Origin of the sequence: Mycobacteroides saopaulense, assembly GCF_001456355.1 — a bacterium.
In the GTDB taxonomy this organism is placed as follows: domain Bacteria; phylum Actinomycetota; class Actinomycetes; order Mycobacteriales; family Mycobacteriaceae; genus Mycobacterium; species Mycobacterium saopaulense.
On sequence record NZ_CP010271.1, the window covers coordinates 196,798 to 220,481 of the forward strand.

General features: G+C 65.0%; 25 protein-coding genes and 3 tRNA genes. 15 read left to right on the top strand and 13 right to left on the bottom strand.

Annotated elements, in window-relative coordinates; genetic code table 11:
- Positions 1 to 2: 2 nt before the first annotated feature.
- The 5 genes from wzm to MYCSP_RS00975 are packed head-to-tail and all read right to left on the bottom strand — an operon-like array spanning position 3 to position 5,077.
- On the bottom strand, positions 3 to 836 hold the full coding sequence (gene wzm / locus MYCSP_RS00955; protein ID WP_070912469.1) for a galactan export ABC transporter permease subunit Wzm/RfbD: 834 nt from the start codon (positions 834 to 836) through the stop codon (positions 3 to 5).
- Between the two features lie 2 nt (positions 837 to 838).
- Entirely contained in the window at positions 839 to 1,789 is a 951-nt protein-coding gene (gene glfT1, locus MYCSP_RS00960) for a galactofuranosyltransferase GlfT1 (protein ID WP_083018768.1), read from the bottom strand.
- On the bottom strand, positions 1,782 to 2,573 hold the full coding sequence (gene wzt, locus MYCSP_RS00965; protein WP_070912184.1) for a galactan export ABC transporter ATP-binding subunit Wzt/RfbE: 792 nt from the start codon (positions 2,571 to 2,573) through the stop codon (positions 1,782 to 1,784). Before wzt ends, glfT1 begins: the two co-directional genes overlap by 8 nt.
- Before the next feature lie 12 nt (positions 2,574 to 2,585).
- Positions 2,586 to 3,104, bottom strand: a complete 519-nt coding sequence (locus tag MYCSP_RS00970; RefSeq protein WP_083018770.1) for a bacterial proteasome activator family protein — start codon at positions 3,102 to 3,104, stop codon at positions 2,586 to 2,588.
- A complete protein-coding gene (locus MYCSP_RS00975; protein ID WP_088413024.1) occupies positions 3,101 to 5,077 on the bottom strand; it encodes a DUF6541 family protein in 1,977 nt (658 codons plus the stop codon). Before MYCSP_RS00975 ends, MYCSP_RS00970 begins: the two co-directional genes overlap by 4 nt.
- Before the next feature lie 109 nt (positions 5,078 to 5,186).
- Between MYCSP_RS00975 and MYCSP_RS00980 the strand changes: the two genes are divergently transcribed.
- The gene (locus tag MYCSP_RS00980) at positions 5,187 to 6,383 is read left to right on the top strand and encodes a cysteine desulfurase-like protein (RefSeq protein ID WP_083018774.1); all 1,197 of its coding nucleotides are present in this window, start codon (positions 5,187 to 5,189) and stop codon (positions 6,381 to 6,383) included.
- 15 nt (positions 6,384 to 6,398) lie between these two features.
- Here MYCSP_RS00980 and MYCSP_RS00985 read toward each other — a convergent pair whose 3' ends face one another.
- Positions 6,399 to 7,385, bottom strand: coding sequence for an NAD(P)H-quinone oxidoreductase (locus MYCSP_RS00985; protein ID WP_083018776.1), 987 nt, complete (start codon positions 7,383 to 7,385; stop codon positions 6,399 to 6,401).
- A 214-nt stretch (positions 7,386 to 7,599) separates the two neighbouring features.
- Here MYCSP_RS00985 and MYCSP_RS00990 point away from each other — a divergent pair, with 214 nt between their 5' ends.
- Positions 7,600 to 7,992 carry a MarR family winged helix-turn-helix transcriptional regulator gene (locus tag MYCSP_RS00990; RefSeq protein WP_083018803.1) on the top strand — a complete coding sequence of 131 codons (393 nt, stop codon included), beginning with the start codon at positions 7,600 to 7,602 and terminating at the stop codon, positions 7,990 to 7,992.
- Between the two features lie 31 nt (positions 7,993 to 8,023).
- Positions 8,024 to 8,110 (top strand) — tRNA-Ser (locus MYCSP_RS00995).
- Between the two features lie 153 nt (positions 8,111 to 8,263).
- Here the strand turns inward: MYCSP_RS00995 and MYCSP_RS01000 are convergent.
- Positions 8,264 to 8,785, bottom strand: a complete 522-nt coding sequence (locus MYCSP_RS01000; RefSeq protein ID WP_083018778.1) for an OsmC family protein — start codon at positions 8,783 to 8,785, stop codon at positions 8,264 to 8,266.
- 114 nt (positions 8,786 to 8,899) lie between these two features.
- On the opposite strand from MYCSP_RS01000, the gene MYCSP_RS01005 reads away from it, so the two are divergent.
- Genes MYCSP_RS01005 through MYCSP_RS01015 form a run of 3 tightly spaced genes read left to right on the top strand, consistent with a single transcriptional unit; the run spans position 8,900 to position 10,702 of the window.
- Entirely contained in the window at positions 8,900 to 9,700 is an 801-nt protein-coding gene (locus MYCSP_RS01005) for a class I SAM-dependent methyltransferase (protein ID WP_088413026.1), read from the top strand.
- Positions 9,697 to 10,353, top strand: coding sequence for a helix-turn-helix transcriptional regulator (locus MYCSP_RS01010; RefSeq protein WP_083018782.1), 657 nt, complete (start codon positions 9,697 to 9,699; stop codon positions 10,351 to 10,353). Before MYCSP_RS01005 ends, MYCSP_RS01010 begins: the two co-directional genes overlap by 4 nt.
- Positions 10,354 to 10,366: 13 nt before the next feature.
- Positions 10,367 to 10,702, top strand: coding sequence for a cupin domain-containing protein (locus MYCSP_RS01015; protein WP_083018784.1), 336 nt, complete (start codon positions 10,367 to 10,369; stop codon positions 10,700 to 10,702).
- 90 nt (positions 10,703 to 10,792) lie between these two features.
- Here the strand turns inward: MYCSP_RS01015 and MYCSP_RS01020 are convergent, their stop codons facing one another.
- Both MYCSP_RS01020 and MYCSP_RS01025 read right to left on the bottom strand, forming a co-directional pair.
- The gene (locus tag MYCSP_RS01020) at positions 10,793 to 12,664 is read right to left on the bottom strand and encodes a family 2A encapsulin nanocompartment cargo protein cysteine desulfurase (protein WP_088413027.1); all 1,872 of its coding nucleotides are present in this window, start codon (positions 12,662 to 12,664) and stop codon (positions 10,793 to 10,795) included.
- A complete protein-coding gene (locus MYCSP_RS01025) occupies positions 12,651 to 13,574 on the bottom strand; it encodes a family 2A encapsulin nanocompartment shell protein (protein ID WP_005063052.1) in 924 nt (307 codons plus the stop codon). Before MYCSP_RS01025 ends, MYCSP_RS01020 begins: the two co-directional genes overlap by 14 nt.
- A 425-nt stretch (positions 13,575 to 13,999) precedes the next feature.
- Here MYCSP_RS01025 and MYCSP_RS01030 point away from each other — a divergent pair, with 425 nt between their 5' ends.
- The gene (locus MYCSP_RS01030) at positions 14,000 to 15,271 is read left to right on the top strand and encodes a thioester domain-containing protein (RefSeq protein WP_088413028.1); all 1,272 of its coding nucleotides are present in this window, start codon (positions 14,000 to 14,002) and stop codon (positions 15,269 to 15,271) included.
- Here the strand turns inward: MYCSP_RS01030 and hisC are convergent.
- Positions 15,268 to 16,311 (bottom strand): histidinol-phosphate transaminase, encoded by a 1,044-nt coding sequence (gene hisC, locus MYCSP_RS01035; protein WP_088413029.1) that lies wholly within the window; start codon positions 16,309 to 16,311, stop codon positions 15,268 to 15,270. The genes MYCSP_RS01030 and hisC overlap by 4 nt on opposite strands.
- A gap of 136 nt (positions 16,312 to 16,447) precedes the next feature.
- On the opposite strand from hisC, the gene MYCSP_RS01040 reads away from it, so the two are divergent.
- From MYCSP_RS01040 to MYCSP_RS01050, 3 genes are all read left to right on the top strand, one after another.
- Positions 16,448 to 16,536 (top strand) — tRNA-Ser (locus MYCSP_RS01040).
- Between the two features lie 48 nt (positions 16,537 to 16,584).
- Positions 16,585 to 16,660 (top strand) — tRNA-Arg (locus tag MYCSP_RS01045).
- A gap of 30 nt (positions 16,661 to 16,690) precedes the next feature.
- On the top strand, positions 16,691 to 17,119 hold the full coding sequence (locus tag MYCSP_RS01050; protein ID WP_070912197.1) for an SRPBCC family protein: 429 nt from the start codon (positions 16,691 to 16,693) through the stop codon (positions 17,117 to 17,119).
- Here MYCSP_RS01050 and MYCSP_RS01055 read toward each other — a convergent pair.
- Entirely contained in the window at positions 17,104 to 17,667 is a 564-nt protein-coding gene (locus MYCSP_RS01055; protein ID WP_070912198.1) for a GNAT family N-acetyltransferase, read from the bottom strand. The two genes, MYCSP_RS01050 and MYCSP_RS01055, sit on opposite strands and share 16 nt — an antisense overlap.
- Positions 17,664 to 18,257 carry a TetR/AcrR family transcriptional regulator gene (locus tag MYCSP_RS01060; RefSeq protein ID WP_070912199.1) on the bottom strand — a complete coding sequence of 198 codons (594 nt, stop codon included), beginning with the start codon at positions 18,255 to 18,257 and terminating at the stop codon, positions 17,664 to 17,666. Before MYCSP_RS01060 ends, MYCSP_RS01055 begins: the two co-directional genes overlap by 4 nt.
- 112 nt (positions 18,258 to 18,369) lie before the next feature.
- On the opposite strand from MYCSP_RS01060, the gene MYCSP_RS01065 reads away from it, so the two are divergent.
- The 5 genes from MYCSP_RS01065 (at position 18,370) to MYCSP_RS01085 (ending at position 23,016) form a co-directional block, all read left to right on the top strand.
- Positions 18,370 to 18,594, top strand: a complete 225-nt coding sequence (locus tag MYCSP_RS01065) for a hypothetical protein (protein WP_088413030.1) — start codon at positions 18,370 to 18,372, stop codon at positions 18,592 to 18,594.
- A 68-nt stretch (positions 18,595 to 18,662) separates the two neighbouring features.
- On the top strand, positions 18,663 to 20,252 hold the full coding sequence (locus MYCSP_RS01070) for a GMC family oxidoreductase (protein ID WP_088413031.1): 1,590 nt from the start codon (positions 18,663 to 18,665) through the stop codon (positions 20,250 to 20,252).
- Positions 20,253 to 20,318: 66 nt separating this feature from the next.
- Complete coding sequence (locus MYCSP_RS01075; RefSeq protein ID WP_070912202.1) at positions 20,319 to 20,612, top strand: hypothetical protein; 294 nt, start codon at positions 20,319 to 20,321, stop codon at positions 20,610 to 20,612.
- Positions 20,612 to 22,510, top strand: coding sequence for an alpha/beta hydrolase (locus MYCSP_RS01080; RefSeq protein ID WP_070912203.1), 1,899 nt, complete (start codon positions 20,612 to 20,614; stop codon positions 22,508 to 22,510). Before MYCSP_RS01075 ends, MYCSP_RS01080 begins: the two co-directional genes overlap by 1 nt.
- Positions 22,507 to 23,016: a hypothetical protein gene (locus MYCSP_RS01085; RefSeq protein WP_088413032.1), complete on the top strand. Its 510-nt coding sequence runs from the start codon at positions 22,507 to 22,509 to the stop codon at positions 23,014 to 23,016. Before MYCSP_RS01080 ends, MYCSP_RS01085 begins: the two co-directional genes overlap by 4 nt.
- Here MYCSP_RS01085 and MYCSP_RS01090 read toward each other — a convergent pair.
- Positions 23,013 to 23,684 (bottom strand): histidine phosphatase family protein, encoded by a 672-nt coding sequence (locus MYCSP_RS01090; protein ID WP_088413033.1) that lies wholly within the window; start codon positions 23,682 to 23,684, stop codon positions 23,013 to 23,015. The genes MYCSP_RS01085 and MYCSP_RS01090 overlap by 4 nt on opposite strands.

Genomic DNA, 23,684 nt, shown 5'->3' on the forward strand with positions numbered 1-23,684 from the left:
GTCTACACCCAGTACGGGACCCTGGCCCGGTATTGGCGCATCACCACGATCGCCACGGTCCAGCCGACGAGGGTGATGGCGAGCGCGATGATCCAGTGGTGGAGCTGTTGGTCGAGCCCGAGCAGCGGATCACGGATGATGGCGAGGAAGTGTACGAACGGGTTGAGCTGCACCACGGTGGCCAGCTTGCCGACCCGCTCGCTCAGCATGTTCTCGTTCCAGATGATCGGGGTCATGAAGAACAGCAGCTGAACCAGGCTGCCCAACAGCGGTGAGATATCCCGGTAGCGGGTGGCGAGCACGCCGAAAACCAGGGAAACCCAAAGGCAGTTGAGCGTGATGAGTATCAAGGCGGGGATGAAACTGAGATCGGTGTAGTGCCAGTGCGGCGGGTACACCGCGACGACGATCAGGAAGATGATGATGTTGTGCGCGAACAACAGCAGCTGCCGCCACACCAGCCGATAGACATGCACGCTCAGCGGCGTAGGTAGTTGCTTGATCAGGCCTTCGTTGGCGACGAAGACGTCCGAGCCTTCCAGGATCGCGGCGTTGAACAGGTTCCAGACGATCAAACCGATGGTCACGTAGGGAAGATGCTCGGCAAGCGGGAGCTTGAACAGCTGCGAGTACAAGATTCCCATCGCCAGGGCGGTGGAACCGGTGGCGATGGTGATCCAGAACGGGCCCAGCACCGAGCGCCGGTAGCGCTGCTTGATGTCCTGCCAGCCCAGCTGCAGCCACAGCTGACGATGCTCGAAACCTTCGGACAGATCACGCCATGCACGTTTGAAGGTCCGGGAGTCCGAAGACAATTCCAATATCTCGTTCGTCAACGTCACTCTCCTTCGACCTGCGGTGCAGGGCTGCCTGGCCTGCCGAATTGCTCGCGTTTGCCCAAGCGCCGCAATGCAATCCATTCACGAAACCCGGACAGATCGCGCCGGGTGATCAGGAAGTACCACCCGAAACGCACCCATTCCTGGAGTAGCAGCTTGCGCATGCCGGGTTGGGACATCAGATAGCCGCGGTTGCGGTAGGTGAAGTACCGCTTGGTGGCATCGTCGGGGTACTGGGTGTGCATGCGTCCGCCCAGAATCGGTTTGAATTCGGCGGCGCCGTTGGGGTGTAGATACGTCGCATCGAGGCAGGTTCCGAAGGGCAGGCCCGAGCGCACCAGTCGACGGTGCACGTCCACCTCGTCGCCGCGCACAAAGAGGCGCAAATCCGGTACGCCCACGGCCTCCAGGGTTTCGGCGCGAAAGAGCGCACCGTTGAACAGTGAGGCGATGCCGGGCAGCAGTTCCCCGCAAGCGGGAGATGCCCCCAGGCCCGCATCATCGGTGCGCAGTTCTTCCACCCGACGCCGCCACACCAGGCCGCGGCGTAGCGGAAACGCCAGCCGGCCCGGGTCGTCGATGTCGCACACCATCGGCGATACCTCGGCGAGACGATGCTTGCGGGCACAGGCCAGCAGGGTCTGCAGCACATCGGGGCCGCCCGGACGGCCGTCGTCGTCGGCAAGCCATACCCAATCGGCGCCGAGAGTGAGCGCATGCAGCATGCCGAGCGCGAATCCCCCTGCACCCCCGAGGTTTCGGCTCGAACCCAGGTATGTGGTGGCGACGGGTTGACCGTCGACCAGAGCCTTGACGGCGGGGTCGTTGTCGTTGTCCACCACCACGAGGTGGTCGGGGGTGACGGTCTGTGTCGCGACGATCCGCAGCGACTCGGCCAGTTCCACCGCACGCCGATAGGTGACGATGACGGCGACAACGCTGTCAGGCATGCTGGTCGTCTTCGGCCAGGATCTGTGCCACGTGGTCGGCGGCTTCATTGCCCTCGTAGGCGCGGACCACGTCTTCGATACCGCCGCTCATCCGGATGGTGCCGTGGTCGATCCACATCGCGGTGTTGCACAGGCGGGCCAGGAACTCGTTGGAGTGGCTGGCGAAGACCAGCATGCCGGAGCGTTCCACCAACTGCTGCAACCGGATTCGTGCCTTCTTCATGAATTCGGCATCGACCGCTCCGATGCCCTCATCGAGCAGCAGGATCTCTGGGTCGATGCTGGTGACCACGCCCATGGCCAGGCGCACACGCATGCCGGTGGAGTAGGTGCGCAGCGGCATGGAGAGGTACTCGCCCAGCTCGGTGAAGTCGGCGATCTCGTCGACCTTGGCCTGCATCTGCTTGCGGGTCTGTCCCAGGAACATGCCGCGGATGATGATGTTCTCGTACCCGGAGATCTCCGGGTCCATGCCCACGCCCAGGTCGAACACGGGCGCGACCCGCCCCTGCACGTACGAGCTGCCCCGGGTGGGCTCGTAGATTCCCGAAAGAAGCCGCAGCAGAGTCGATTTACCTGCGCCGTTGTGGCCGACGAGCCCGACTCTGTCGCCCTCCTTGAGAGACAGGGTGATGTCGCGAAGCGCCTCGATCACCACGACATTCGATTCATTTCGTCCGATGGCACCGCCGGCCTTGCCAAGGAACGCCTTCTTCAGCGAGCGTGATTTCGCGTCGAATATCGGGAACTCCACCCACGCCTCGTGGGTCTGGATACTGACCATGTTTCCGGGGGCCTACAGATACTGGCCGGTGCCGCTGCCGCCACCCTGCGCAGGCACTGAAAGACCCGGTGGCAGAGCCCCTTTACGCATCTGTTGGAGTTGTGCGCGGGCTGCCATCTGCTGCGCGAACAGGGCGGTCTGGATCCCGTGGAACAACCCTTCCAACCACCCCACCAGCTGTGCCTGGGCGATGCGCAACTCGGCATCGGACGGAATGCTGTCCTCGTTGAACGGCAGGGCCAGACGCTCCAGTTCTTCGCGGAGCTCGGGTGCCAGCCCGTCCTCCAACTCGCGGATGGAGGTGGCGTGGATCTCGCGCAGGCGGGAGCGGCTGGCATCGTCCAGGGGAGCCGCGCGCACCTCCTCGAGGAGCTGCTTGATCATCGTGCCGATTCGCATCACCTTGGCGGGTTGCTCGACGAGATCGGTGACCGACAGATCGTCGTCCAGGCCGTCGGCACCCTTGTCGGAGTCGTCTGCGCCCAGGATGATCACCTGGTCGTCGTCCTCATCATGACCGGGATGGGTCATCTGTCACCTTCCGCATCTGATTTCCGGTCGCCGACCCATTCGTAGATCCGGGCGGCGCCGTTGTCGTAGAGCTTTCTCCATGATCGGGATATGTCCAACGACCTTAGTCCGTCGGGAACCTTGAACCCCTGGACCACGGGAGTACTGGTCATGACATAGCGAATGTTCAGCGCATGCACCGCTTCGGCCACGCGCCTGTCGGTATCGGCGTCGTCGGCATAGGCCCAGAAGATGTACCGGTGATAGCCCGGGCCCTGCTGCTGCGGGAAGTCGTAGTGCGTCCACAGCGGGTGCAGACCCGCCACCGCGTACATCCAGCCCGACCCGTCCACGTTCCCGTCGCCGATGGTGGTGTCCTTGGCGCCGGGCAGCGTGGCCAGGTAGGCGAAGGCCTCGAGTTTCTTGGGGCCGACCATCACCTGGTCGTACTTGGCGCCGACGAGATACTTGTGCGGCAGGAAATAGTGCCGTGCCGAGAATCCGCATACCGCGGCCAACACGATCGCCGTGGCCACCAGGCCCCACGTGCGGATGCGCTCGCCGCGCAGCCGGGACAGCACGGCATACGCCAGCGCGAACAGACCGAGCCCCGCGGCCGGTGCCAGCAGCAGACACACGATGGCCGACAGCCTGCGTGGGTCGCTGTAGAACGCGTCGGAGAACAAGGCCACCGCGTGGCCGACGAAACCGCCGAAGGGTCTGGAGGAGTGGACAATCGCGACGATGAGCAGCAGCCATACGGCGATGGGCCAGTACACACGCTTGGCAATCAGCACAACCGCGCCGAGTAGCGCCAGCCACAGCAGCGCGGACTGCACCGGGTAGTCGGCGAGGTGGCGGGTGTGCTGGGTGAGGGCATCCAATAGCGCACGCTTCTTACCCCAGGGTGTGGCGAACTGGTGCCCGGCGATGATCTCGGACAGTTGCACCAGCGTGCGCAGTTGCGGATAGAGCAGCACCAGCGAGCCCACACCCGCGATGGCCAGCGGCACGAATCCGTTTCCCATGCGGTGCGCGGATTTTGGCTCTTTGCCTCGATAACGAGACAGTGGTGCGAGTACCCACCAGGCCGCTACGAAGACCACCACCACGATGGCGCCCGAGGTGTGTACGGAGGCGACACCGACGAACGCCAGGATCGCCACCGGTATGCGGCTGCGGTCGGCGACGACGCCGGTGATGGCGATCACCGCCGAGCCCACCAGGGCGAAGGACACCAGGTTCGGGATGGCCGAGACGTGGAACTCGACGTAGGGCAGCGCACTGAACGAGGCCGATAGGGCGGCGGCGGTGGCGGCGGCGCCGGCCTGGAAGGTGAGGCTGCTGCGGCCGCGCAGCATCTGCCAGGTCAGTGCCGCGGCGCCGAGAGGGAACAGCAGCGACCCGGCGACCGAGTAGAGCGTGTAGCTCGTGGTGGGGGCCGCCCCCGTCAGCTGACAGAGCACCGCGGCCAGCCCGTGGAAGGCGGACGGGTAGTACAGGGTGGCGTGCGTCTCGACGTTGCGGAGGTCGCCCATACGGGTCGACGATGCTTGCCCGGTGTCGAGGATGTAGCGGATGGTGTTGCCGTGCCACATCGAGTCCCAGGTGCTCGGGATCGATTGCCAGTTGGTCAGCCCGCGCAGGAACGCGTAGAAGATGAGCGCCGATCCGACCGCGATGCCGAACGTGACGGCGAGCAGTGCGGCGCGATTTTGTGACGCGGATTGTTCCGCGTGCTCTTTTGTCCGCAGCCGGTGGCACAGCAGCCGCGCGAGGACGATCGCGCCGAGAAGCGCAAACCCGGCGGAAAGTGAGTTCCACGGTATGCCGATTGAGCCGAAGGCAACGATGCAGAGCCCAACTAGCCCATAGGTCAAAGCAGGTGCGGTGACGGCGGCCGAATGCGTTGGTAGCCCGCAGGCTCGGCCAATCAGCCAGCCTGGGATGAACAGCAACAGCAGTGCCGCAGCCACCCCGAAAGCGAACGACATTGTTCTAGTATGACTACACGAGACGGCGCCGTTGACCGTCGTCCGTCGGGGCGTGGTGCAACGACGGGTTCAGCGCCGTGACCTGTGGTGAGCATCTAAGGTGTCTGGCATGGCTTATGACGTCGCCCGGGTGCGTGGTTTGCACCCGACCCTCGGCGACGGGTGGGTACATTTCGATACCCAGGCCGGGATGTTGATCCCCGATGCGGTTGCTACGACTGTATCCACAGCCTTCCGGGGATCCTTCTCCGACACGCGGGGTCCGCACCCCAGCGCGCGGCGCAGTGCAGCCGTTCTGGAGGCCGCCCGACACGCTGCCGCCGATCTGGTGGGTGCCGATCCGCGCGGGGTGGTGCTGGGCAGTGACCGCGCCGTTCTGCTGAACTCACTGGCCGAGGGGTCGTCGTCGAAGGCCGGCTTGGGCTACGAGCTGGTGGTCTCCAGGCTCGACGAAGAGGCCAATGTGCAGCCGTGGCTGCGTTCGGCCAATCGGTACGGCGCCAAGGTCAAATGGGCCGAGGTGGACATCGAGTCCGGTGATCTGCCGTCCTGGCAGTGGGAGTCGTTGATTACCAAGCCGACTCGTCTGGTGGCGGTGACGGCGGCCTCGTCGACGCTGGGTACGGTGCCGGATTTGCAGCAGGCCACCAAGCTCGCGCATGCGGTGGGCGGCCTGGTGGTGATGGACTGTTCCAGCCTGGTGCCGTATCGCGGCTTCGATATCGAGGATCTGGACGCCGACGTGATCGCTTTCAACGCGACGGCCTGGGGCGGACCACCGGTGGGCGCGTTGGTCTTCCGTGATCCCGCGCTGCTCGATTCCATCAGTTCGATTTCGCTCAACCCGTTGGCGAGCGGCCCGGCGCGGCTGGAACTGGGCGGACACCAGTTCGCGATGCTGGCCGGCCTGGTCGCCAGCGTGGAGTACCTGGCCGGTTTGGACGAGTCCGCATCGGGCACCCGGCGTGAGCGGCTGCTGACGTCTCTGAACTCTGCGGGCGCATATCTGGACTGGCTGTTCCGGTACCTGGTGAGCGCGCTGCGGACCTTGCCGCGCGTCATGGTCATCGGGGCCCCGGAGGACCGGATTCCGGCGCTCAGCTTCACCGTGATCGGGATTCCCGCGGACCGGGTGGTGCAGCGCCTGGCTGACAACGGGGTGTGTGCGATCGCCAACACCAGCTCGCGGGTGCTCGACGCCATCGGCGTCAACGAGATCGGTGGCGCGATAACGGTTGGTTTGGGCCACTATTCGACGGCGGCCGAGGTCGACCAGTTGGTGCGCGCGGTTGCCTCGCTGGGCTGACCTTCGCCGGGCTGACTAGAGCCTCAGTAGTACCTTTCCCACGACCTCGCCGTTCTCCAGCAAGCGATGCGCTTCGGCAGCCTGGCTTATGGGCACCTCGGCACCTACCACCGGGCGTACCGTGCCCTTTTCGACGAGCGGCCACACGTTCTGCACGACGGACTCGACGATCGCGGCCTTGCCGGAGGGGCCGGCGAGGGGGCGGCCCCTCAGGGTGGTGGCCGTGATCGAGCCGCGTTTGGCGATCAATTTGGCGATATTCAATTCGGCGACCACGCCACCCTGCATGCCGATGATGACGAGGTGTCCGTCATTGCCGAGAGCATCCACATTCCGGTCCAGATACTTCGCTCCCATGATGTCCAGGATCCGATCGACGCCCACGCCGTCGGTAAAACTGTGAACGGCCTGTACAAAGTCTGTATCGCGATAGTTGATGGTCAGGTCGGCACCGAGATCGCGGCATGCGTCGAGCTTGTCGGGTGTCCCGGCGGTGACCGCGACGCGCACCCCGAGTGCCTTGGCGAGCTGGATGGCATGCGTACCGATACCACTGGCGCCGCCATGTATCAGAAATGATTGTCCTGCACTCATTTTCGTCGTCATCATCATGTTCGACCACACGGTGCACGCGACCTCGGGAAGGGCGGCTGCGATATCGATTTCGACGCCGGTGGGTACCGGTAGCAACTGGCTAGCAGGCGCTACCACCTTCTCGGCGTAGGCGCCGCCGGATAACAGTGCGCAAACGGGTTGTCCCACAGACCATTGCGTGACTTCCGGGCCGAGTTCTCGGATGACTCCCGAGCATTCGAGACCCAGAATGGAGCTTGCTCCGGATGGCGGACTGTACAAACCCTGACGTTGCAGCAGATCCGCTCGATTAACTGCGGCGGCGGCCACGTCGATCAAGATCTCGCCGGGACCCGGAATTGGATCGGGAACTTCACTCCAGCACAGCGCTTCTGGTCCGCCTGGATTGTCAACGGTGATAGCGTGCATAGCATCCAGACTATGCCGAGCTATCGGCCGCCGGATTACTGGACACAGCGTGTGGAGGCGCGGTCTAGGCCATAGCGTGGTCGGTGGGAAGGGGGGAGTTCGTATGAGTACACGTTCGGAGAGTGAAGTCCCAGGGCTAGATCTCGCCGAATTTCGTTCATGGCAAAACTTTTGGGTGGCAACAAATCGGCTGAATTTCTTGCTGAACCGAAAGATGGTTGCATCGCACGGTATTTCGCTTACTGATTTTCATGTGCTGCAGCAGTTGTTGCGATCTGCGAATGGCAGTTGCCGCATGGGGGATATCGCCACCAGTCTGTTGGCCTCGCGTAGCCGGATCACCCACCAGGTGCGTCGCCTTGAGGAGCAGGGCCTGGTGAAGCGGGGATCGATGCCCCAGGACCGCAGGGCGGTGTTGGCGGCGCTGACGGAACAGGGGCGCACCCTGGGCGAGGCGGCGATGCGCACCTATTCCGAGTGTGTGCGTGAGCACTATCTGATGCGCCTGACGCGGCCGCAGCAGGCGGCCATCGCCGAGAGCTTCCGGCGGGTGGGTGAGGGGGCCGAGGAGGCGCTGCACGATGCCGAGGGACGCGGCGGGGAGTAGGCGGTCGCGGGGAGCGGCTAGGCTTGCCGACGGTGGCGTGGCAGAGCGGCCTAATGCACTCGCCTTGAAAGCGAGAGACGGCTAACACCGTCCGGGGGTTCAAATCCCTCCGCCACCGCTCTTACGCTTACGAACGTTTGGGTCCCGGCCCGGCTCGAACGGGCTGCCTCCCTCGCCGGCTGCGCGAGCAGCGGACCGCACGTACCGGTTAGCGCGGTCTAGGGCGGGCGCCGATGATGCTGTCAGGCGGACCGGGCGCCCGGCAAAGGATTTACGACTGCGGCCGGGTGAGCAGTGTGGTGACCACCGGCGTGGTGCCGGTGGTCAGATCCAACACGGGGCAATGCGCGTCGACGGCCTCTTGCAGTTCGCGGTAGCGCTCGTCGGCGTCCGGACCGGAGACCGTCACGGTGACCCGGATCTGTTGAAAGCCCGGCCGCACGGTGTCGTCCAGGCCGAAGAAGCCGCGCACGTCGAGGTCACCCTCGGCGCTGGCGCTCAGCGAATCGACTTGTACCCCCAGCCTTTCCGCCCAGAACCGGTAGGTGACCACCTGGCACGACAGCAGCGACGCCAGGTAGTACTCGACGGGATTGGGTGCCGTGTTCTGCCCGCCCAGGCTCGGCGGCTCGTCGACGTGGACGCGGTACTTGCCTAGCGCTATTTCGCTGCCGACCGTGCCCTCCGGTTGGGCGGATGCCTTGAACACGACCGTCGCCGCGGCCGGGTTTTCGGCGACGGCGGCTTGGGTGGCATCGGTGATCGCGTTGAGGGACGTCGTCGAGGCAGTCACGCGCGGTAACGGTAGTGGGAGCGCCAGCGCGATGGGAGGGTTGTCTCCGTGATGAATCCAACTCCCGGCAACGTAGGCCTATTTAAAAGGATATCTATCCTCTAAATTGGAGGTATGGTCGAGAAACAAATACTTCCTCTGGCTGGTCGCCGGGACGAGGACCTTCCGGGGCACTGGCTGTTGGCGCGGTTGGGCAAGCGTGTTCTGCGCCCCGGCGGGTTGGAACTGACCACCCGTCTGCTGGCCGCCGGACGGGTGACCGACGCCGATGTGGTGGAGCTCGGGCCGGGACTCGGACGGACCGCGCGGGACATCGTGGCGCTGCGGCCCCGGTCCTACGTCGGCGTAGATGACACCGCGGCGGCCACCCAGTCGGTGCGTGACGTCGTGGCGCCGTGTGGCGGACGGGTGATTGTCGCGGACGCGGCCAGCACCGGCCTACCAGATGCCAGCGCCGACGTAGTGGTGGGCGAGGCGATGCTGACGATGCAGAGCGACAAGGCCAAGCGGGCAATCGTGGACGAGGCCTATCGGGTGTTGCGACCCGGCGGCCGGTACGCGATCCACGAACTCGGCCTGACACCAGACTCCGTCGACACCGAGACCAAGGACAATATTCGCCGCGCACTTGCCCGCTCCATCAAGGTCAACGCCAGGCCGCTGACGGTGGCCGAGTGGAGCGAGCTGCTGCGGGTCTCGGGATTTGAGGTGGTGAGCACCGACCGGGCTCCGATGGCCTTGCTGAAACCGCGCCGCGTCATCGCCGACGAAGGCATTCTGGGCGCCCTTCATCTGGTGAAAAACGTTCTCCTGCACGGAGGTGCGCGCAAACGTGTGCTCGCCATGCGCCGCACGTTCAATCAGCACAAGGGCGCGCTGACTGCGGTCGCACTTGTCGGTGTCCGTCCCGAATGACCGGTAACCGCAGGGCGGGTGAGCAGCGTGAGCGGGTGTTGGGGCTGGTGCGCGAGGCGGCTGTGCCGGTCGGCGCGCAGCACATCGCCGACAGCTTGCGGATACACATCACCACGGTGCGGTTTCACCTGAAGACCTTGGAAGAGCAGGGGCATATCGTGCGGCGCAGCGGGGATGCCGAGCAGAAGGCGGGCAGACCTAGCCTCGTGTACGCGATCGCCCCGCGCCTGGATTACTCCGACGTGGTGTCGCTGTTCGCGGTACATCTCGGTGGCACGTCCGCCGAGCGTGAGTCACGGGCGGCATTGGTGGGTGCCGATCTGGCGCATCGGGTGAATGTGGCCCGCCGTCGCGCCCCGCTGCCTGCCGTCGACCTGGTGGTGGAAACCCTTGGCGAACTGGGGTTTACGGTGCAGTCCACGCTGATGTCGTTCGGGAGCGTCACGGTGCGGATCTGCTCGTGCCCACTCGCCGAGATCGCCACGACTGCCCCGGAGGTGGTGCGCGGGATTCAGCGAGGCCTCATTCAGGAGGTGCTCGACGTCAACGCCGACGCGGTCGGCGGGCAGTTCCAGGTCACGGTGTCGCCCGATGCCGGGCACGGGGACTGCACGGTCAGCCTGGCGTTGCAGCCGGTATCCCAACACCAGTAGAGGAGGCGAGGGCATGGATGTCCTCTCGATGACGGCCCTGGGTGAGGAGCGCATCGAAACGGCACGGCACGCGAGCAGTGGCCGGGCGGCGCACACCGTGCACGGCGGCACGGGCCACGCGTTGCGGCAGGTGCTGTTGGCGCTGGCCGCTGGCCACCGGCTTGCCGAACACGAAAACCCTGGTGAGGCAACACTATTGGTGCTGAGCGGACGAGTCGAGCTTGCGACCGCGAGCGCCACCACGGCGGCTGGTGCCGGTGACTACGTGGTCATTCCGCAAGAGCGCCATGACCTTACGGCGATCGAGGACTCGGCGGTGCTGCTGACGGTGGTAGGCCGCTCGGGGTGAACCCACCCGGGAAAGCTCATCGAGCGCATACCAGGTGCAGGCTATTTCCGCGAAACACCTGCGTGCGGTATGCGCTCGACGAACTGAGCCTTACGCCTTGGGGCCGCCGCTTTCCGCCAGGCGCCGGACCGCGTCGATGAAGACGTCGATCTCGTCGAAGGTGTTGTAGAACGCGAACGACGGCCGGACCGTCTGCTCCAGCCCGAGCCGGCGCAGAATCGGTTGCGCGCAGTGGTGTCCGGCGCGCACCGCGATGCCGTCGGCATTCAGTGCCTTGCCCACCTCGACGGGATCGTGCCCGTCGAGCACGAACGACAGTACCGATGCCTTGTGATCGGCCGTCCCCACCAGTCGCACGCCGGGAATCGCGGCCAACCGCGGTGTCGCGTACTCCAGTAGTGCGTGCTCGTACTCGGCGATGCGGTCTATGCCGATGCGCTCCACATACCGCAGCGCCTCGCCCAGTCCGACGGCATCGGCGATGTTTCCGGTGCCCGCCTCGAACTTGTTGGGTGGGCCCTGGAATACCGCACGCTCCAGGGTGACATCGGCGATCATGTTGCCGCCGCCCTGCCACGGCGGCGTCTCGGCCAGCGCGTCTTCGCTGCCGTACAGCACGCCGATCCCGGTGGGGCCGTAGATCTTATGACCCGAGAAGACGAAGAAGTCCGCGCCCAGCTCCTGCAGGTTCACCGCGAGATGCGGTACCGACTGCGCGCCGTCGATGAGCACACGCGCGCCGTAGCGGTGCGCGATCTCGACGATCTGCTTGGCCGGGGTCACCGTCCCCAATGCATTGGAAACCTGAGTGGCCGCAACCAGTTTGGTGCGCGGACCCACCAGGTCCTCCAGCTCGGACAGCAGCAGGTTGCCGGCGTCGTCCACCGGGGCCACCTTGATGACGGCGCCGGTCTTCTTCGCGATCAACTGCCACGGAACGATGTTGGCGTGGTGTTCCAGGTGGGTGATGACGATCTCGTCCCCGTGCCCGAGGTTCTTGCCGCCCCAGGCATGGGCCACCAGGTTGATGGCCTCGGTCGCCCCGCGCACGAAGATGATGTTCTCGTCCGCCTCGGCACCCAGGAACTTGCGGGCCGCACCACGCGCATCCTCGTACGCATCGGTGGCTCGCGCCGCCAATTCGTGTGCGGCACGGTGGATGTTCGAGTTCTCGTGCTGATAGAAGTGCACCAGCCGATCGATCACCGACTGTGGCTTCTGCGTGGTGGCGGCGTTGTCGAACCAGATCAGCGGCTTGCCGTTGACGGTCTCGGACAGGATCGGGAAATCCGCCCGAATCGATGCGACGTCGAAGGCCCGGGCGTCCTCGTGGATGGGTGCCGCGGCCGGTGCCCCGCCCAGGAAGTAGTAGCTCGCCTCGTCACCGCCGGTCGGTGCCACCGGGGTGGTCCACCCCAGGTCCGGTACTGACGGCGCCTCCGAATGAGGTGCCACCCGCGTGACCGACGCCGGTGTGACGGAGACGGGACTGGCCAGCACGCCGGGGATGGTGGGAACCAGCCCCGAGGGCACCGCGAAATCGGCCAGACCCGTTGTCGGGTAACCCGTTGCTGCGGTGTGCGCGGCAGAGGTGCCCGATGTCAGGTCACCGCCACCACCGCGCGGGGCCACCGGCACCGCACCGGGAACACCGTCGGGAGCACCCGAACCAAAGGCCGCGACTGGCGGGGCCACGGTGGCCGTCGACAGCGCGTCCGCCACGGGCGCCGGCGCGTACGGGCTGGCCAGCGCACCCGCCGTGGCGGCCGCGGACGATCCGGCGGTCGCGTCCGGGACGGTGCCCCGGGGCGCGACCGGTACCGCCGGTCCCGGAGTGTCGATGCCCGGCGCTCCTGTGGGTGTTGCCTCCCAGAACAGCTGAGTGGCCAGTGCGGCCAACTCAGCCGATGACGGGAACCCCGGCGGACTGTCCGCTACCGGAATCTCGTCACTTGTAGACATGGAACTTGTCCACCTGCACGTCGTCGAGAACGGCCAGTGCGTCATCAGTCAGCACAGCCAGCGACGAATACAGGGTGACGAGGTACGAGGCGATGGCCGACCGGTTGATGCCGGTGAACCGCACCGACAGACCGGGTGCCTGCTCGCCGACCAACCCCGGCTGGAACAGGCCGACGACGCCCTGGCGTTCCTCGCCGGTGCGCACCAGCAGGAACTTGGTCTTGGCGTCCTTCACCGGAACCTTGTCGGACGGGATGATCGGGATACCGCGCCAGGTGATGAACTGCGCACCGAACAGGCTGACTACCACTGGGGGCACGCCACGGCGGGTGGCCTCACGGCCGAAGGCGGCCACGCCCAGCGGGTGGGTGAGGAAGAAGCCGGGGGTCTTCCAGACCTTGGTGATCAGGGCGTCCAGGTCATCCGGGGTGGGAGGGCCACCGAGGGTCTTGATGGTCTGCTCGGGCGTGGCCTGGGCCAGCAGGCCGTACTCGGCATTGTTGATGAGCTCGCTCTCCTGACGTTCCTTGATGGACTCGATGGTCAGGCGCAGCTGCTGGGCGATCTGGTCGTGCGGGCTGGAGTACAGGTCCGAGACCCGGGTGTTGATGTCCAGCAGAGTGGAGATGGTCCGCAGCGTGTACTCGCGCGGGTTGGTCTCGTAGTCCACGTAGGTCTGCGGCAGCGGGGCTTCGCCCTCGCCCTGCTCTTCGCTGTGGATCGCGACCTTGTCGGGATTGATGACCCGGTTAACCCGGTAGATGCCCGCCTCGACGGGGACCCAGTTCAGCAAGTGCAGCAGCCACCGTGGGGTGATCGTAGACAGCTGGGGGACTGTCTTGGTGGCATTGGCTAGCTGCCGTGCGGCGAGGTCGCCGAGGGCCTGAGATTCGTTCTGGGCAGCGGGCACAGCGGATTCCTCCTCGGCGACGGGTTCAAGAACTGATGGCTGAAATCCTAATGGCGATCACCGCCTCGCATCAGGTAACGAACCCTCGTGCGTCAAACTCACCCACGCCGGTTTTTGCCGACACGCCGCGTCGCGGCGGATTCGTAGCGCACGGGTTCACCACGGGGCGGCGTGTCGACAGCGCGGATTGCCGAAATAGGCCGCGCGGTCGCCCGTACGTAGACTGGTTGCATGCAGCACGTCGCACAGTCGCACCGACTCCGGGCGATCAGCGCGCTGCGCGCCGACAGCACCGGGGCGCGCAGCGTCGCCGTGTGTTGCTGTTGTTGTTGATTCCCTAACCCCGCCCCTGGCCCCAAGATCACCGTCTTTCGACGTTGTTGAGCTCCTGGGCTGCAATCCGCCAGCATAAGGATCAACCAACCATGACCACTCATTCTTTGCTATCGCTCGTCGAATGGCCGTCCGCCCGCATCACCGGCAGGCGACGTCGCCCTAACGCCGATGTGCTCCCCCAGCGCCTGACGCGGTACCGCGGCGGCACCTATTCGTCCACCGTGGACGAGGTTGTGTTCACCGACGGGACTTCGGCTCGTACAGATTTAATTCGCCTGAACCCCACCATCGCCGCGTATTCGCTCGATATCGCGGGCATTGCTCCCAATTTGCCTTCGGGTTACGCGGTAGCGGACTGGCTGTCGGTGGCGAACCTGCGGGCACGCACCCGTGAATCACAGGTCGCCTGGATTTTGGCCAACTCCTTTCCTGCGCTTTCGACGGCACAGCTGAGCCGGCGCTTGCGCGCTGCCGGATACCTGGGTGCAGCCAACATCAAGGATCACGAGGCCATCGCGGGTACACAGGCGGCGATCTGGTTCCTCACCAACGGGGTGGAGCTGGACACCGCCGCACGCAATGTGCCTAGTGCGACGCGAAAGTCCCCGTCGTTCATCGAGTTTGAGTTCAACGAACGTCCGCAGCTGGGCGGGCTCGCGGTGCGCACCGGTGCGGAACAGCGCCCTGCCGATGTCCGGTTGCACGCATCGATCGACGGTTCCATGTGGCGCGAGGTTTCCTCCTCGGAACTGAGCTTCGCGGCAGGCGAGGCTCGCTACGTCAAGGCGCTGGGCGTAGGCGCGACGGTGGCTGAGACGCGACACGGGGGAAGCAATCTTGGGTATCGCTTCTACCGTCTGTACGTACAGGGAGGCACCGCCGCCATCGAAGATGTCGAGTTCTGGTTGCACGACGCGCGCAACCATCGCAATGCCGACCGTGTGGTGCAGCTGTACCGGTACCTCCTGGAGCAATCGCTGTTCGCCACCGATCAGGTGGATCATGCCCCCACCATCGACGACTCGCAGGCCGTGATGGCCGCGGGCCTGATGGGGCCGTTCGTGGTGGATTCACAACGTCCGGTTCTGCTTTCGATCTCCGAGGGCGCCACCGCGATGGACATCTCCGGTGTCGAGCTCGCCGGGCCGGTCGACCCGGGCACCCGCTTCTATGTGCGCCCTGCGGAATGCGTGGCGGCGGTGACCGTCTCGGTGGCCGATCCAGCCGCGGCGGCACGTGTGCTCACCGGTGTAGCCGAGGGGCCTTTGACCCCACTGGCATTGGTGCATCCGGGTACGCAGGACATCGTCGAACTCACCGTGGAATGGACCGCGGCTACCGAATTGTCTCGGGTGAGCTAGCGCCAGGCCCGCGCGAAGTTCAGGAATGCATCGTTTTCTTCTGGGGCGGCGACGGTGACACGGACGCCGTCTGTAGCAAAGGGCCGCACGATGATTCGTGACTCGGCGGAAGCCTGTGCGAACTCCGTCGATTGGTCACCGAGTGGCAGCCAGACGAAGTTGGCCTGTGATTCGGGTACGTCGTAGCCCGCCTCGCGCAGCGCAGCGGTCACTCGGGTGCGCTCGGCGACAACGCCGTTGGTCCGTGCCAGTAGTTCCTCGGCGGCACCGAGTGAGGCAATCGCGGCGGCCTGGGCGAGGCTGGACGCGCTGAACGGTACGTACACCTTGCCCAGCGTGGTGATCACATCGGGATCGCCGATCGCATAGCCCACGCGCAGGCCCGCCAGGCCGTACGCCTTCGAGAAGGTGCGCAGCACAATCACATTGGGGTGTTCACGGACAAGCGCCAGGCTGTCACTGAAGTTCTCGCGCACGTACTCGATGTAGGCCTCGTCGATCGCGATGAGGATGTGCGGCGGCACCGTCTCGACGAACCGCCGCAGATCGGCGGGGGGCACCACGGTGCCGGTCGGATTGTTCGGGTTGCACACGAAGATCAGCCGGGTGGCGTCTGTCACCGCGGCAGCCATGGCGTCGAGGTCATAGGTGTAGTCGGTCAGCGGCACCTGCACGGGGGTGGCCCCGGCGACCCGCACCACCAGCGGGTAGGTCTCGAAGGACCGCCAGCCGAACAGCACCTCGTCGCCCACCGTCGCGGTGATCTGAACGAGCTGCTGACACAGGCTCACCGATCCGCAGCCCACCGCGATGTGCTCGGGCGCTAGGTCCACGTGTTTGGCCAGGTGTGAGCGCAGCTCGGCGTACCCGTTGTCGGGGTACCGGTTGATCAGTGCGGTGGCGTCCGCGATGGCCGCACGCACACTCGGCAGGGGCCCCTGCACGGTCTCGTTACTGGCGAGCTTGATGGCTCCGGGCACACTGCGTCCGGGGGTGTAGGCCGGCAGTTCGGTCAGCTCGGGGCGAAGTCGGGCGGGCACCGGAACAGACTATCGGTGCATGTTGGACCGGATGGCGACCAACGGCTTTGCCTTCCGGGCTCGCGGGCCTGTACTCTGTGCCCTCGGCGGTTCGGGATCCATTTTTCTGGGTTCGGAGTACCGCTCGGGAAGTTCAGGAGGCGTGCCAGAGCGGCCGAATGGGACTCACTGCTAATGAGTTGTCCCCTTTACGGGGGACCGGAGGTTCAAATCCTCTCGCCTCCGCGTCGGTCTGCAGGCCAAACCTGTTGACCTGCAACAATTGAATAGCTAGCGCCCGTAGCTCAACGGATAGAGCATCTGACTACGGATCAGAAGGTTAGGGGTTCGAATCCCTTCGGGCGCACCATAGGACTTCTTCACGAGTGAGTGTGAAGCGATGACACAGGTTCAGCGGTATTTCCCCCACCCGCCTCAAGACGTATGGTCGGCTCTCATCGATCCGGCGTCCTGGTGGGGCAAGCCGGACGCCCCGGCCGACGTCATCGTCGGGAACACCTTCACGATGACCACGGTCCAGGTGGTGGGGACCAGATTCAGCGGAGTATTCGAGATCGAGTTCCTCGACGCTCAGCCATACGATCATTTGACCCTGGGCCTTGTCGCCCACGCCAGCACGGGCCAGGCGGCCCGCTGGACGCGTCATGTGGCCTTCCGTGAGCACGAGGGCGGCACGCTGCTGACGGTGACGAACAGGGGCGTCAATCTTGACGACCTCGACGAGCGAATTCTGCTGCGGGTTGTCAAAGAGATTCAGGCCACCGAGCTCCACGGCATCGCCAAACTGCTGGATCAGCCGCGCGGCTGATCCGTTGCGAAGCGTTGTAGTGGAGCGGTTGCCAGTATCTGTTCGGCGTCGAATTGAAAGAATGTCGACACGGGCTCGAATCCCAACCGTCGCAGCAGTTTGACCGACCGCGCGTTCGCGCTCTGGGTCGCCACGAGCACGGGCCGATCGGATAGTTCGGCCGCGGCGGCGCCGAGTAACGCGAGCGCCGCCCGGTGGGCCCAGCCCTTCCCCCAGGAATCGCGCCGGAACACATAGGACAGTTCCAATTCGCCTCCGCCGGGCGTCACATGTCCAGGAAGATCCGAGTGTCGGTAATCCAGTGTCATGGTTCCGGCGAACCTGTCGCTGGACTTCTCGGCCACCACGAATGCCCCCGCTGCCGCCGTGGCTGCGTGCGTTCCCCGTTCGTCGAGAAATCTCTCCACGTCGTTCCTTGGGCGCGGCCCACCGATGTAGGCACGTACGTCCGGGTCGGTCATGATCTCCATCAACCCCTCGCGGTCGGCGTCGTGCGCCTTACGGAGCACTACGTCACCCGCGTCGACGTGATTCACCGCCAAGGTCATGTGAGTCCGTCCCGCAAGCGCTGAAATCCTTGGGCGACAAGTTCTCCGGGATCTCTGGGCAGCGCGGAATCGGACACCGCCAGCTGGATCACCGTGCCGAGGACCGCGTAGGCGGCATTGCAGACCAGCCGCGGATACAGGTCGACGTTCGGATCCAGGCCCGTGCGTCGACTGACCTCCGCCAGCACCACTGTTCCGACGTCGTCGGTTCGGGCGGCGTCATGCGCGGTCAGGCCGGGATTCTGCGCCGATAGCCGGGTGACGGCGACGGCGGTGCTGAACGCCTCGGAGGTCGCCAAATCCAGCATCACGGCCTCCAGTGAATCGACTACGTGCTCGTCGGCGGGGCGCCGACGCAGCAGTTCGACGGCGTTGTCCTCAATCCCGCGCAGCGAGAACAGGACGGCGTCTTCCTTGCTGGTGAAGTAATTGCGAAACGTGCGGGACGAGACGCGCACCGCGTCGGCGATGTCGTCGACGGTGACGGCCGCCAGGTCTCCCCGGTCCAGCGCCAGCTCTAGGGCGGCTCTGCTCAATGCCAGCTTGGTCTCTGACTTCTTCTGCTCGCGCAGGCCGTTGGGCGGTGGCATGTGGCCATCGTAACAAACCTTCCGATTTAGGAAACTTTTCCAAAATCGGAAGCGTTCTACCGGTATAGCCGGCGTATGGAGAAGCCGGAAGCATCAAGAAGAGGCAACTGACATGCGGAAAATACTGGCCACAGTGGGAATCGCCGCCGCAATGGCCGCTGGGGGCATCGCCCTGGCCGGACCCGCCGCAGCGGCTCCGTGCGGCAAGGTCGTGGTGTGGGGCAACGGCGGCGGTGTCTGCGAGTCTGACTACGCCCCCGACGGCAGCTTCACGCGCTGCGACACGGTGTATGTGCTCGGGATCGGCGGGACCAACTGCTACCGGGTGTACCCCTGACCCCACAGGTGGGACGTCCTGTACCAGAAGCTTCCCGGCGCGCTGTCCAGTCCGCTAGCGTCCACCCCATGGTTGAGGACCTGGCTGCTGACTTTGTCATCGTGGGCGCGGGATCGGCGGGAGCACCGCTGGCCGCCCGGCTCTCCGAACGGACCAACGACCAGGTGCTGGTCCTGGAGGCGGGTCCCAAGGACAAGGACATGGGCATCCACATTCCCGCCGCCTTCTCGAAATTGTTCCGCAGCGATGTGGACTGGGACTACCTCACCGAACCCCAGCCGCAGCTGAACAATCGCCAGATCTATTGGCCGCGAGGCAAAACGCTGGGCGGCTCGTCATCCATGAACGCGATGATGTGGGTTCGTGGCTTTGCGGCCGACTACGACGACTGGGCCGCGGTCGCCGGCGATCAGTGGTCCTTCGCGAATGTCGCCCACTATTTCAAGCGCATCGAGGCGGTCGAGGGCGCAAGGGAGAGCGACGAGGGCATCGACGGTGCGTTGAAGATCTCCAAACAGCGCAGCCCCCGTTCCAGCACCGCGGCGTGGTTGGAGGCGGTGAAGGAAGCCGGTTTCGATGTCGAGCGGGCCAACACCCCTGAACCGAAGGGCTTTTCGGAGACCATGGTGTGTCAGAACGGAGGTCGGCGTTGGAGCACTGCGGACGGCTACCTCAAGCCCGGTCTGCGGCGCCGGAACCTGAACGTGGTCACCGATGCCCAGGTACGCCGAGTGTTGTTCGACGGCACCCGCGCCGTCGGCGTCGAATACGTGCGCGACGGCATCACCCACACCGTGCATGCCCGTCGTGAGGTGATTCTGAGTGGAGGGGCGATCAATTCCCCTCAGCTGCTGATGCTTTCGGGTATCGGCGATGCCAAGCGGCTCGGCGAGTTGGGCATCCCCGTCGTGCACGACGCGCCGCAGGTGGGCCAGAACCTGCTTGATCACCTGTGCTGCCCGGTGGGCTACGCCGTTGAGGCCGACTCGTTGTATGGGGCGGAGAAGCCGCTGCAGCTGGCCAACTACTTTCTGCGCCATCGCGGCATGCTCACTTCCAATGTCGGTGAGGCCTACGGATTCCTGCGCAGCCGCGCCGAACTTGCGCTGCCCGACCTGGAGCTGATCTTCGCTCCGGCACCCTTCTTCGACGAAGGGCTGGGCGAGGCCACCGAGCACGCCATCGTGATGGGTCCCATCCTGCTCAAGCCGGAAAGCAGCGGCGAGATCACTCTGACCTCGCCCGATCCGCTGGCCAAGCCACGCATCGATCCGCGCTACCTGAGCGACCCCGCCGGGCAAGACCGCGCCGCCATGATGTTCGGCTTGCACACCACGGCGCGCATTGCCGAGATGCCCTCGATGCGGGCGTTGCTGGGCAGGATCCTGCGGCCCAGGAACCCCGGCGACAACCTGGAGGAGACACTCGTCGCCGCACTGGAGAACAACTCACACACGCTGTATCACCCCGTCGGCACCTGCCGGATGGGTGCGGACGAGTCCAGCGTGGTGACGCCGGACCTGACAGTGCGCGGCGTGCAGGGCCTACGAGTGGTCGATGCCTCGGTGATACCGACCCTCATCCGGGGCCACACACACGCTCCAGCGGTGCTGCTGGGCGAGAAGGCGGCCGATTTGGTTCTTTCTCCACAAACATGAAACCGATCCGCGTCTCCGAACGTCTGACTGGATAGAGTCACCGATGAGGAGTTAGCGGAGGGAATCATGAGCGACGAGTTCGGGGTCCGCACCGAGGAGCTCGCGGCCATTTCCAAGACATGGCTGGGCGAGACATTGCACATCAACGACATGCCGTGGATGTCCTTTCAGGATGCTTCGGGCTCGGGAAGCGAAGTGCTGGCCGCTATCCGCGATACGGCCTCCCCCGGTATCAAGGCGATGTCCTCGATCGCCCGCAGGTTCTCCGACATGGCGGGGCTCGTCGACACCTTCGCCACCAATGTGACGGTGCAGGACGAGAAGACGGCCACGTCCTTCGACGCGCTCAAGCCCCGCTGATGCGCCCGACGATCAGTGCGCTGCGCGGCTGGAATCTCGATGCGCTCAGCAAGGCCGCCGACACCGCACGTGACAACGCCCGGACGCTGGATGCGTCTCTGGACTCGTGCGACCGTGTGTTCAACGACGCGTCGGGCTGGTTCGGTAAGACGCACGATGCGGCCAGGATCAAGGTCGACCAGGAACTCGACCACGGTCGCGAGGTCCGCAATGTGCTGAACCGGCTGTCCGACGACGCCGAGGATGCAGGCCGAACACTCAAGCACGCCAAGGAATACACGCTGCAGGACGTGGACGCCGCCATTGCCGACGGGTTCACGGTCACCGATACCGGCGAGGTCAGTCACTCGGACCCCAAGAAGGAACAGGCCGCTGCCGACCATCAGCGCAGGATCCAATCGGGTCTTGACGAGGTGGCCCGGCTCGACGAGATGTACGGCCGGAAGCTGCGGGAGGCCGTCAACGACCTGGAGGCCATGCGCGATGGGCAGCAGGACGTGACGCTGCCGTCGGGGGAGCAGATCGATCCCGATGCACTCGTCGACCGTGTGCGCGGCATGTCCGAGGAAGACCGCAGGGCGTTCCTGGAGAGCCTGCCCCCGGAGACAGTGCACCAGATGGTCATCGCCGACCCGGAGTTCATGGGCAACAACAACGGGGTGCCCTTCGATGTTCGTGCCGACGCCAACGAGATCAACATCCGGAACGCTCTCACCGACGAGCTGCAGAGGCCGTCTCCAGATCAGGCCCGCATCGATCAGCTCAGGGCGATGCTCGCGCCGATGGACGATCCGTTCGCCACCATCCCGGCGGGAGGATCACCCGCCGACTTCAAGGTCGATCGCAAGTTCGTCATGTTCTCCACCGAGGGCAACGGGCGCATGATCGAGCAGATCGGCGACCTCAAGCCCGGAGCTCCGGGTGTCGGCGTCTACGTTCCGGGCACCAACACCAACCTCAACGGCAGCAGGAACAACCACGACTCGGCCGTCAACCTGGCGAAGCAGAGCGGGTCGCCGGTTTTCCTCTACATGGAGAACGACTTTCCGCAGGGGCTGGACAAGGCCACAGACCCGTCCTATGGATTGGCGATGGCACCGCAGCTGGTCTCGTTCGGCAAGGAACTCGACGCGGAGGTCGCTCGCCACGCCCCGGGCACACCGACCACCTACATCGGGCACTCGTACGGCGGATCCGTCGTCGGCACCGCCGAACAGATGGGGCTGCGCGCCGACCGTGTGCTGTATGCGTCCTCCGCCGGTACGGGCATTCTCAGCACCGAGTGGCATAACCCCAATCCGAATGTGCAGCGGTTCTCCATGACCGCGCCCGGTGACCTCATCGGTGCCGCACAGCTTGCCCCGCGGGACAGCGACATCCCCACCAGGTTCTCGCCCTTCCCCGGGGTCAATCTGGACCTACCGCCGGTGATTCCGCGGGCGCCGGACGGTGATATCGGTAATCCACACGCGGGCAATCCGCTTGGCGGAGATCCAGATTCGATTCCCGGGGTCACACGCCTGGATACCGGCTATTACAGCGACGACAACAAGGATCATCCCGGCGAGGTGGTGTTCGGACCCAACGGGCACGGCAGTTACTGGGACGACCCGAAGTCTGATGCGTTCCAGAACATGGCGAACGTCATCAAGGGCGGTGAGGTGACCACCTATGTCGAACGGGGCATCGAGTCGAACAACGTTGACATCAATATCGGGGACGACAGCAGCCTGAACGAATCAGTGAAGGACATCGCCAAGGCATATGGCGATCAATGGTTGTCCGGTGCCAAGATCGGCCCGTTCACGCTACCGACCAACCCCAAATGGGAAGACCCCTACGGCAATCCGCATGTCACGGACAACCCCGGCCTCGGGCGCAAGGTGCAGGTCCGATGAAGCGTGCATGGACGATCGCGATGGCGGGATTGGCGATTCTGGTTGCGGTTTCGTGCAATCCCGGTGCGGACAGTGAGCAAGGAGGCAACAAGATCATGGAACCCACGCCGGTGAAGATGTCCGAGGCGCTGCGTGTCACGACCGAGAACCTGGCGTTCGTCACCGCCGAGAAGGTGGAGCCGGGTGTCAACGACGTTGAGCGGATGGGCTGCCGTACCAGCTACAACTCGGCCCTGCCGGAAGGGCCACCGTGGTGGTTGCGGCTGCAGCGCGATTTCACGAACCCCACTCCGGAGCTGATTGCGGCTGTATTGGAACGCCTCGAATCACTGTCCAGCAAGGGGTTTCATCGTCAAGAAAGCAAGCGACCAGAGCCCGAGCCGGTCAACAGTCGAACCTATCGCGATGGTGCCGGCTATATCGTGAGCGCACGTGAAGATGTTCGCGGCAACGGGATTCACGTATACGTGGTCACCTCGTCGTCCCCTTGCGCCGACGAGGACTAGCGATAGGTCACCAGATCTCGGTTACCGCCATCACCGATCAGGTGGGTGTGGTCGTTGAAGGCGAGCAGGCTCAAGCCCCGCTTGCCGTTCACCAGCGATGTGATCGATGAGTTGATGACAACGCGTTGCGCGGTGAGCCAATTCGAGACGTTCCCGCCCCACATGTCCGCGACGATCATCCCGATGACGCCGGCAGAAGTGGCCACCACGGTGTCACCGTCGAGCTTGGAGGTATCGGCCATGGCCGCCAGCACGCGCTGCTGAAAGCGGGTGTAGCTCTCGGCGTACTCACCGGATGAGTCGGTGCTCGCCCACTGCGCCAGACCGTCTTCCAGGATCGCCTGGGTATTGCCCTTGGCCAGGCTCTTCACGGTGTTGACGGATGCCAACCGCCGCATTCGTGAGTTGCCGACGATCTCTTTGTAGTCGTATTCGTCCCAGCGGTCGTCCTGCTGGGGCTCGGATCCCAGGGCTATCGCGACAGCCTCGCCGGTCTGCCGCTGCCGCTTCATCCCGCCGTGCAGGATTCGGGTGCCGCCCAGTCCGCGGCGGCACAGCTCAGCCGCCACGGTGTCTGCCTGCCGCTGTCCGGTGCTGGTGAGCGGGCTATCGGGGCTGCTCGAGTAGTTGGCAGCCTGACCATGCCGGACCAGGTAGATGACGCCCAT

Excerpts from the sequence above, each read along its gene's own strand:
- glfT1 (WP_083018768.1), bottom strand. The coding sequence starts at position 1,789 with ATGCCTGACAGCGTTGTCGCCGTCATCGTCACCTATCGGCGTGCGGTG.
- wzt (WP_070912184.1), bottom strand. The coding sequence starts at position 2,573 with ATGGTCAGTATCCAGACCCACGAGGCGTGGGTGGAGTTCCCGATATTC.
- MYCSP_RS00970 (WP_083018770.1), bottom strand. The coding sequence starts at position 3,104 with ATGACCCATCCCGGTCATGATGAGGACGACGACCAGGTGATCATCCTG.
- MYCSP_RS00975 (WP_088413024.1), bottom strand. The coding sequence starts at position 5,077 with ATGTCGTTCGCTTTCGGGGTGGCTGCGGCACTGCTGTTGCTGTTCATC.
- MYCSP_RS00980 (WP_083018774.1), top strand. The coding sequence starts at position 5,187 with ATGGCTTATGACGTCGCCCGGGTGCGTGGTTTGCACCCGACCCTCGGC.
- MYCSP_RS00985 (WP_083018776.1), bottom strand. The coding sequence starts at position 7,385 with ATGCACGCTATCACCGTTGACAATCCAGGCGGACCAGAAGCGCTGTGC.
- MYCSP_RS00990 (WP_083018803.1), top strand. The coding sequence starts at position 7,600 with ATGGTTGCATCGCACGGTATTTCGCTTACTGATTTTCATGTGCTGCAG.
- MYCSP_RS01005 (WP_088413026.1), top strand. The coding sequence starts at position 8,900 with ATGGTCGAGAAACAAATACTTCCTCTGGCTGGTCGCCGGGACGAGGAC.
- MYCSP_RS01010 (WP_083018782.1), top strand. The coding sequence starts at position 9,697 with ATGACCGGTAACCGCAGGGCGGGTGAGCAGCGTGAGCGGGTGTTGGGG.
- MYCSP_RS01015 (WP_083018784.1), top strand. The coding sequence starts at position 10,367 with ATGGATGTCCTCTCGATGACGGCCCTGGGTGAGGAGCGCATCGAAACG.
- MYCSP_RS01020 (WP_088413027.1), bottom strand. The coding sequence starts at position 12,664 with ATGTCTACAAGTGACGAGATTCCGGTAGCGGACAGTCCGCCGGGGTTC.
- MYCSP_RS01030 (WP_088413028.1), top strand. The coding sequence starts at position 14,000 with ATGACCACTCATTCTTTGCTATCGCTCGTCGAATGGCCGTCCGCCCGC.
- MYCSP_RS01050 (WP_070912197.1), top strand. The coding sequence starts at position 16,691 with ATGACACAGGTTCAGCGGTATTTCCCCCACCCGCCTCAAGACGTATGG.
- MYCSP_RS01055 (WP_070912198.1), bottom strand. The coding sequence starts at position 17,667 with ATGACCTTGGCGGTGAATCACGTCGACGCGGGTGACGTAGTGCTCCGT.
- MYCSP_RS01060 (WP_070912199.1), bottom strand. The coding sequence starts at position 18,257 with ATGCCACCGCCCAACGGCCTGCGCGAGCAGAAGAAGTCAGAGACCAAG.
- MYCSP_RS01065 (WP_088413030.1), top strand. The coding sequence starts at position 18,370 with ATGCGGAAAATACTGGCCACAGTGGGAATCGCCGCCGCAATGGCCGCT.
- MYCSP_RS01070 (WP_088413031.1), top strand. The coding sequence starts at position 18,663 with ATGGTTGAGGACCTGGCTGCTGACTTTGTCATCGTGGGCGCGGGATCG.
- MYCSP_RS01075 (WP_070912202.1), top strand. The coding sequence starts at position 20,319 with ATGAGCGACGAGTTCGGGGTCCGCACCGAGGAGCTCGCGGCCATTTCC.
- MYCSP_RS01080 (WP_070912203.1), top strand. The coding sequence starts at position 20,612 with ATGCGCCCGACGATCAGTGCGCTGCGCGGCTGGAATCTCGATGCGCTC.
- MYCSP_RS01085 (WP_088413032.1), top strand. The coding sequence starts at position 22,507 with ATGAAGCGTGCATGGACGATCGCGATGGCGGGATTGGCGATTCTGGTT.
- MYCSP_RS01090 (WP_088413033.1), bottom strand. The coding sequence starts at position 23,684 with ATGGGCGTCATCTACCTGGTCCGGCATGGTCAGGCTGCCAACTACTCG.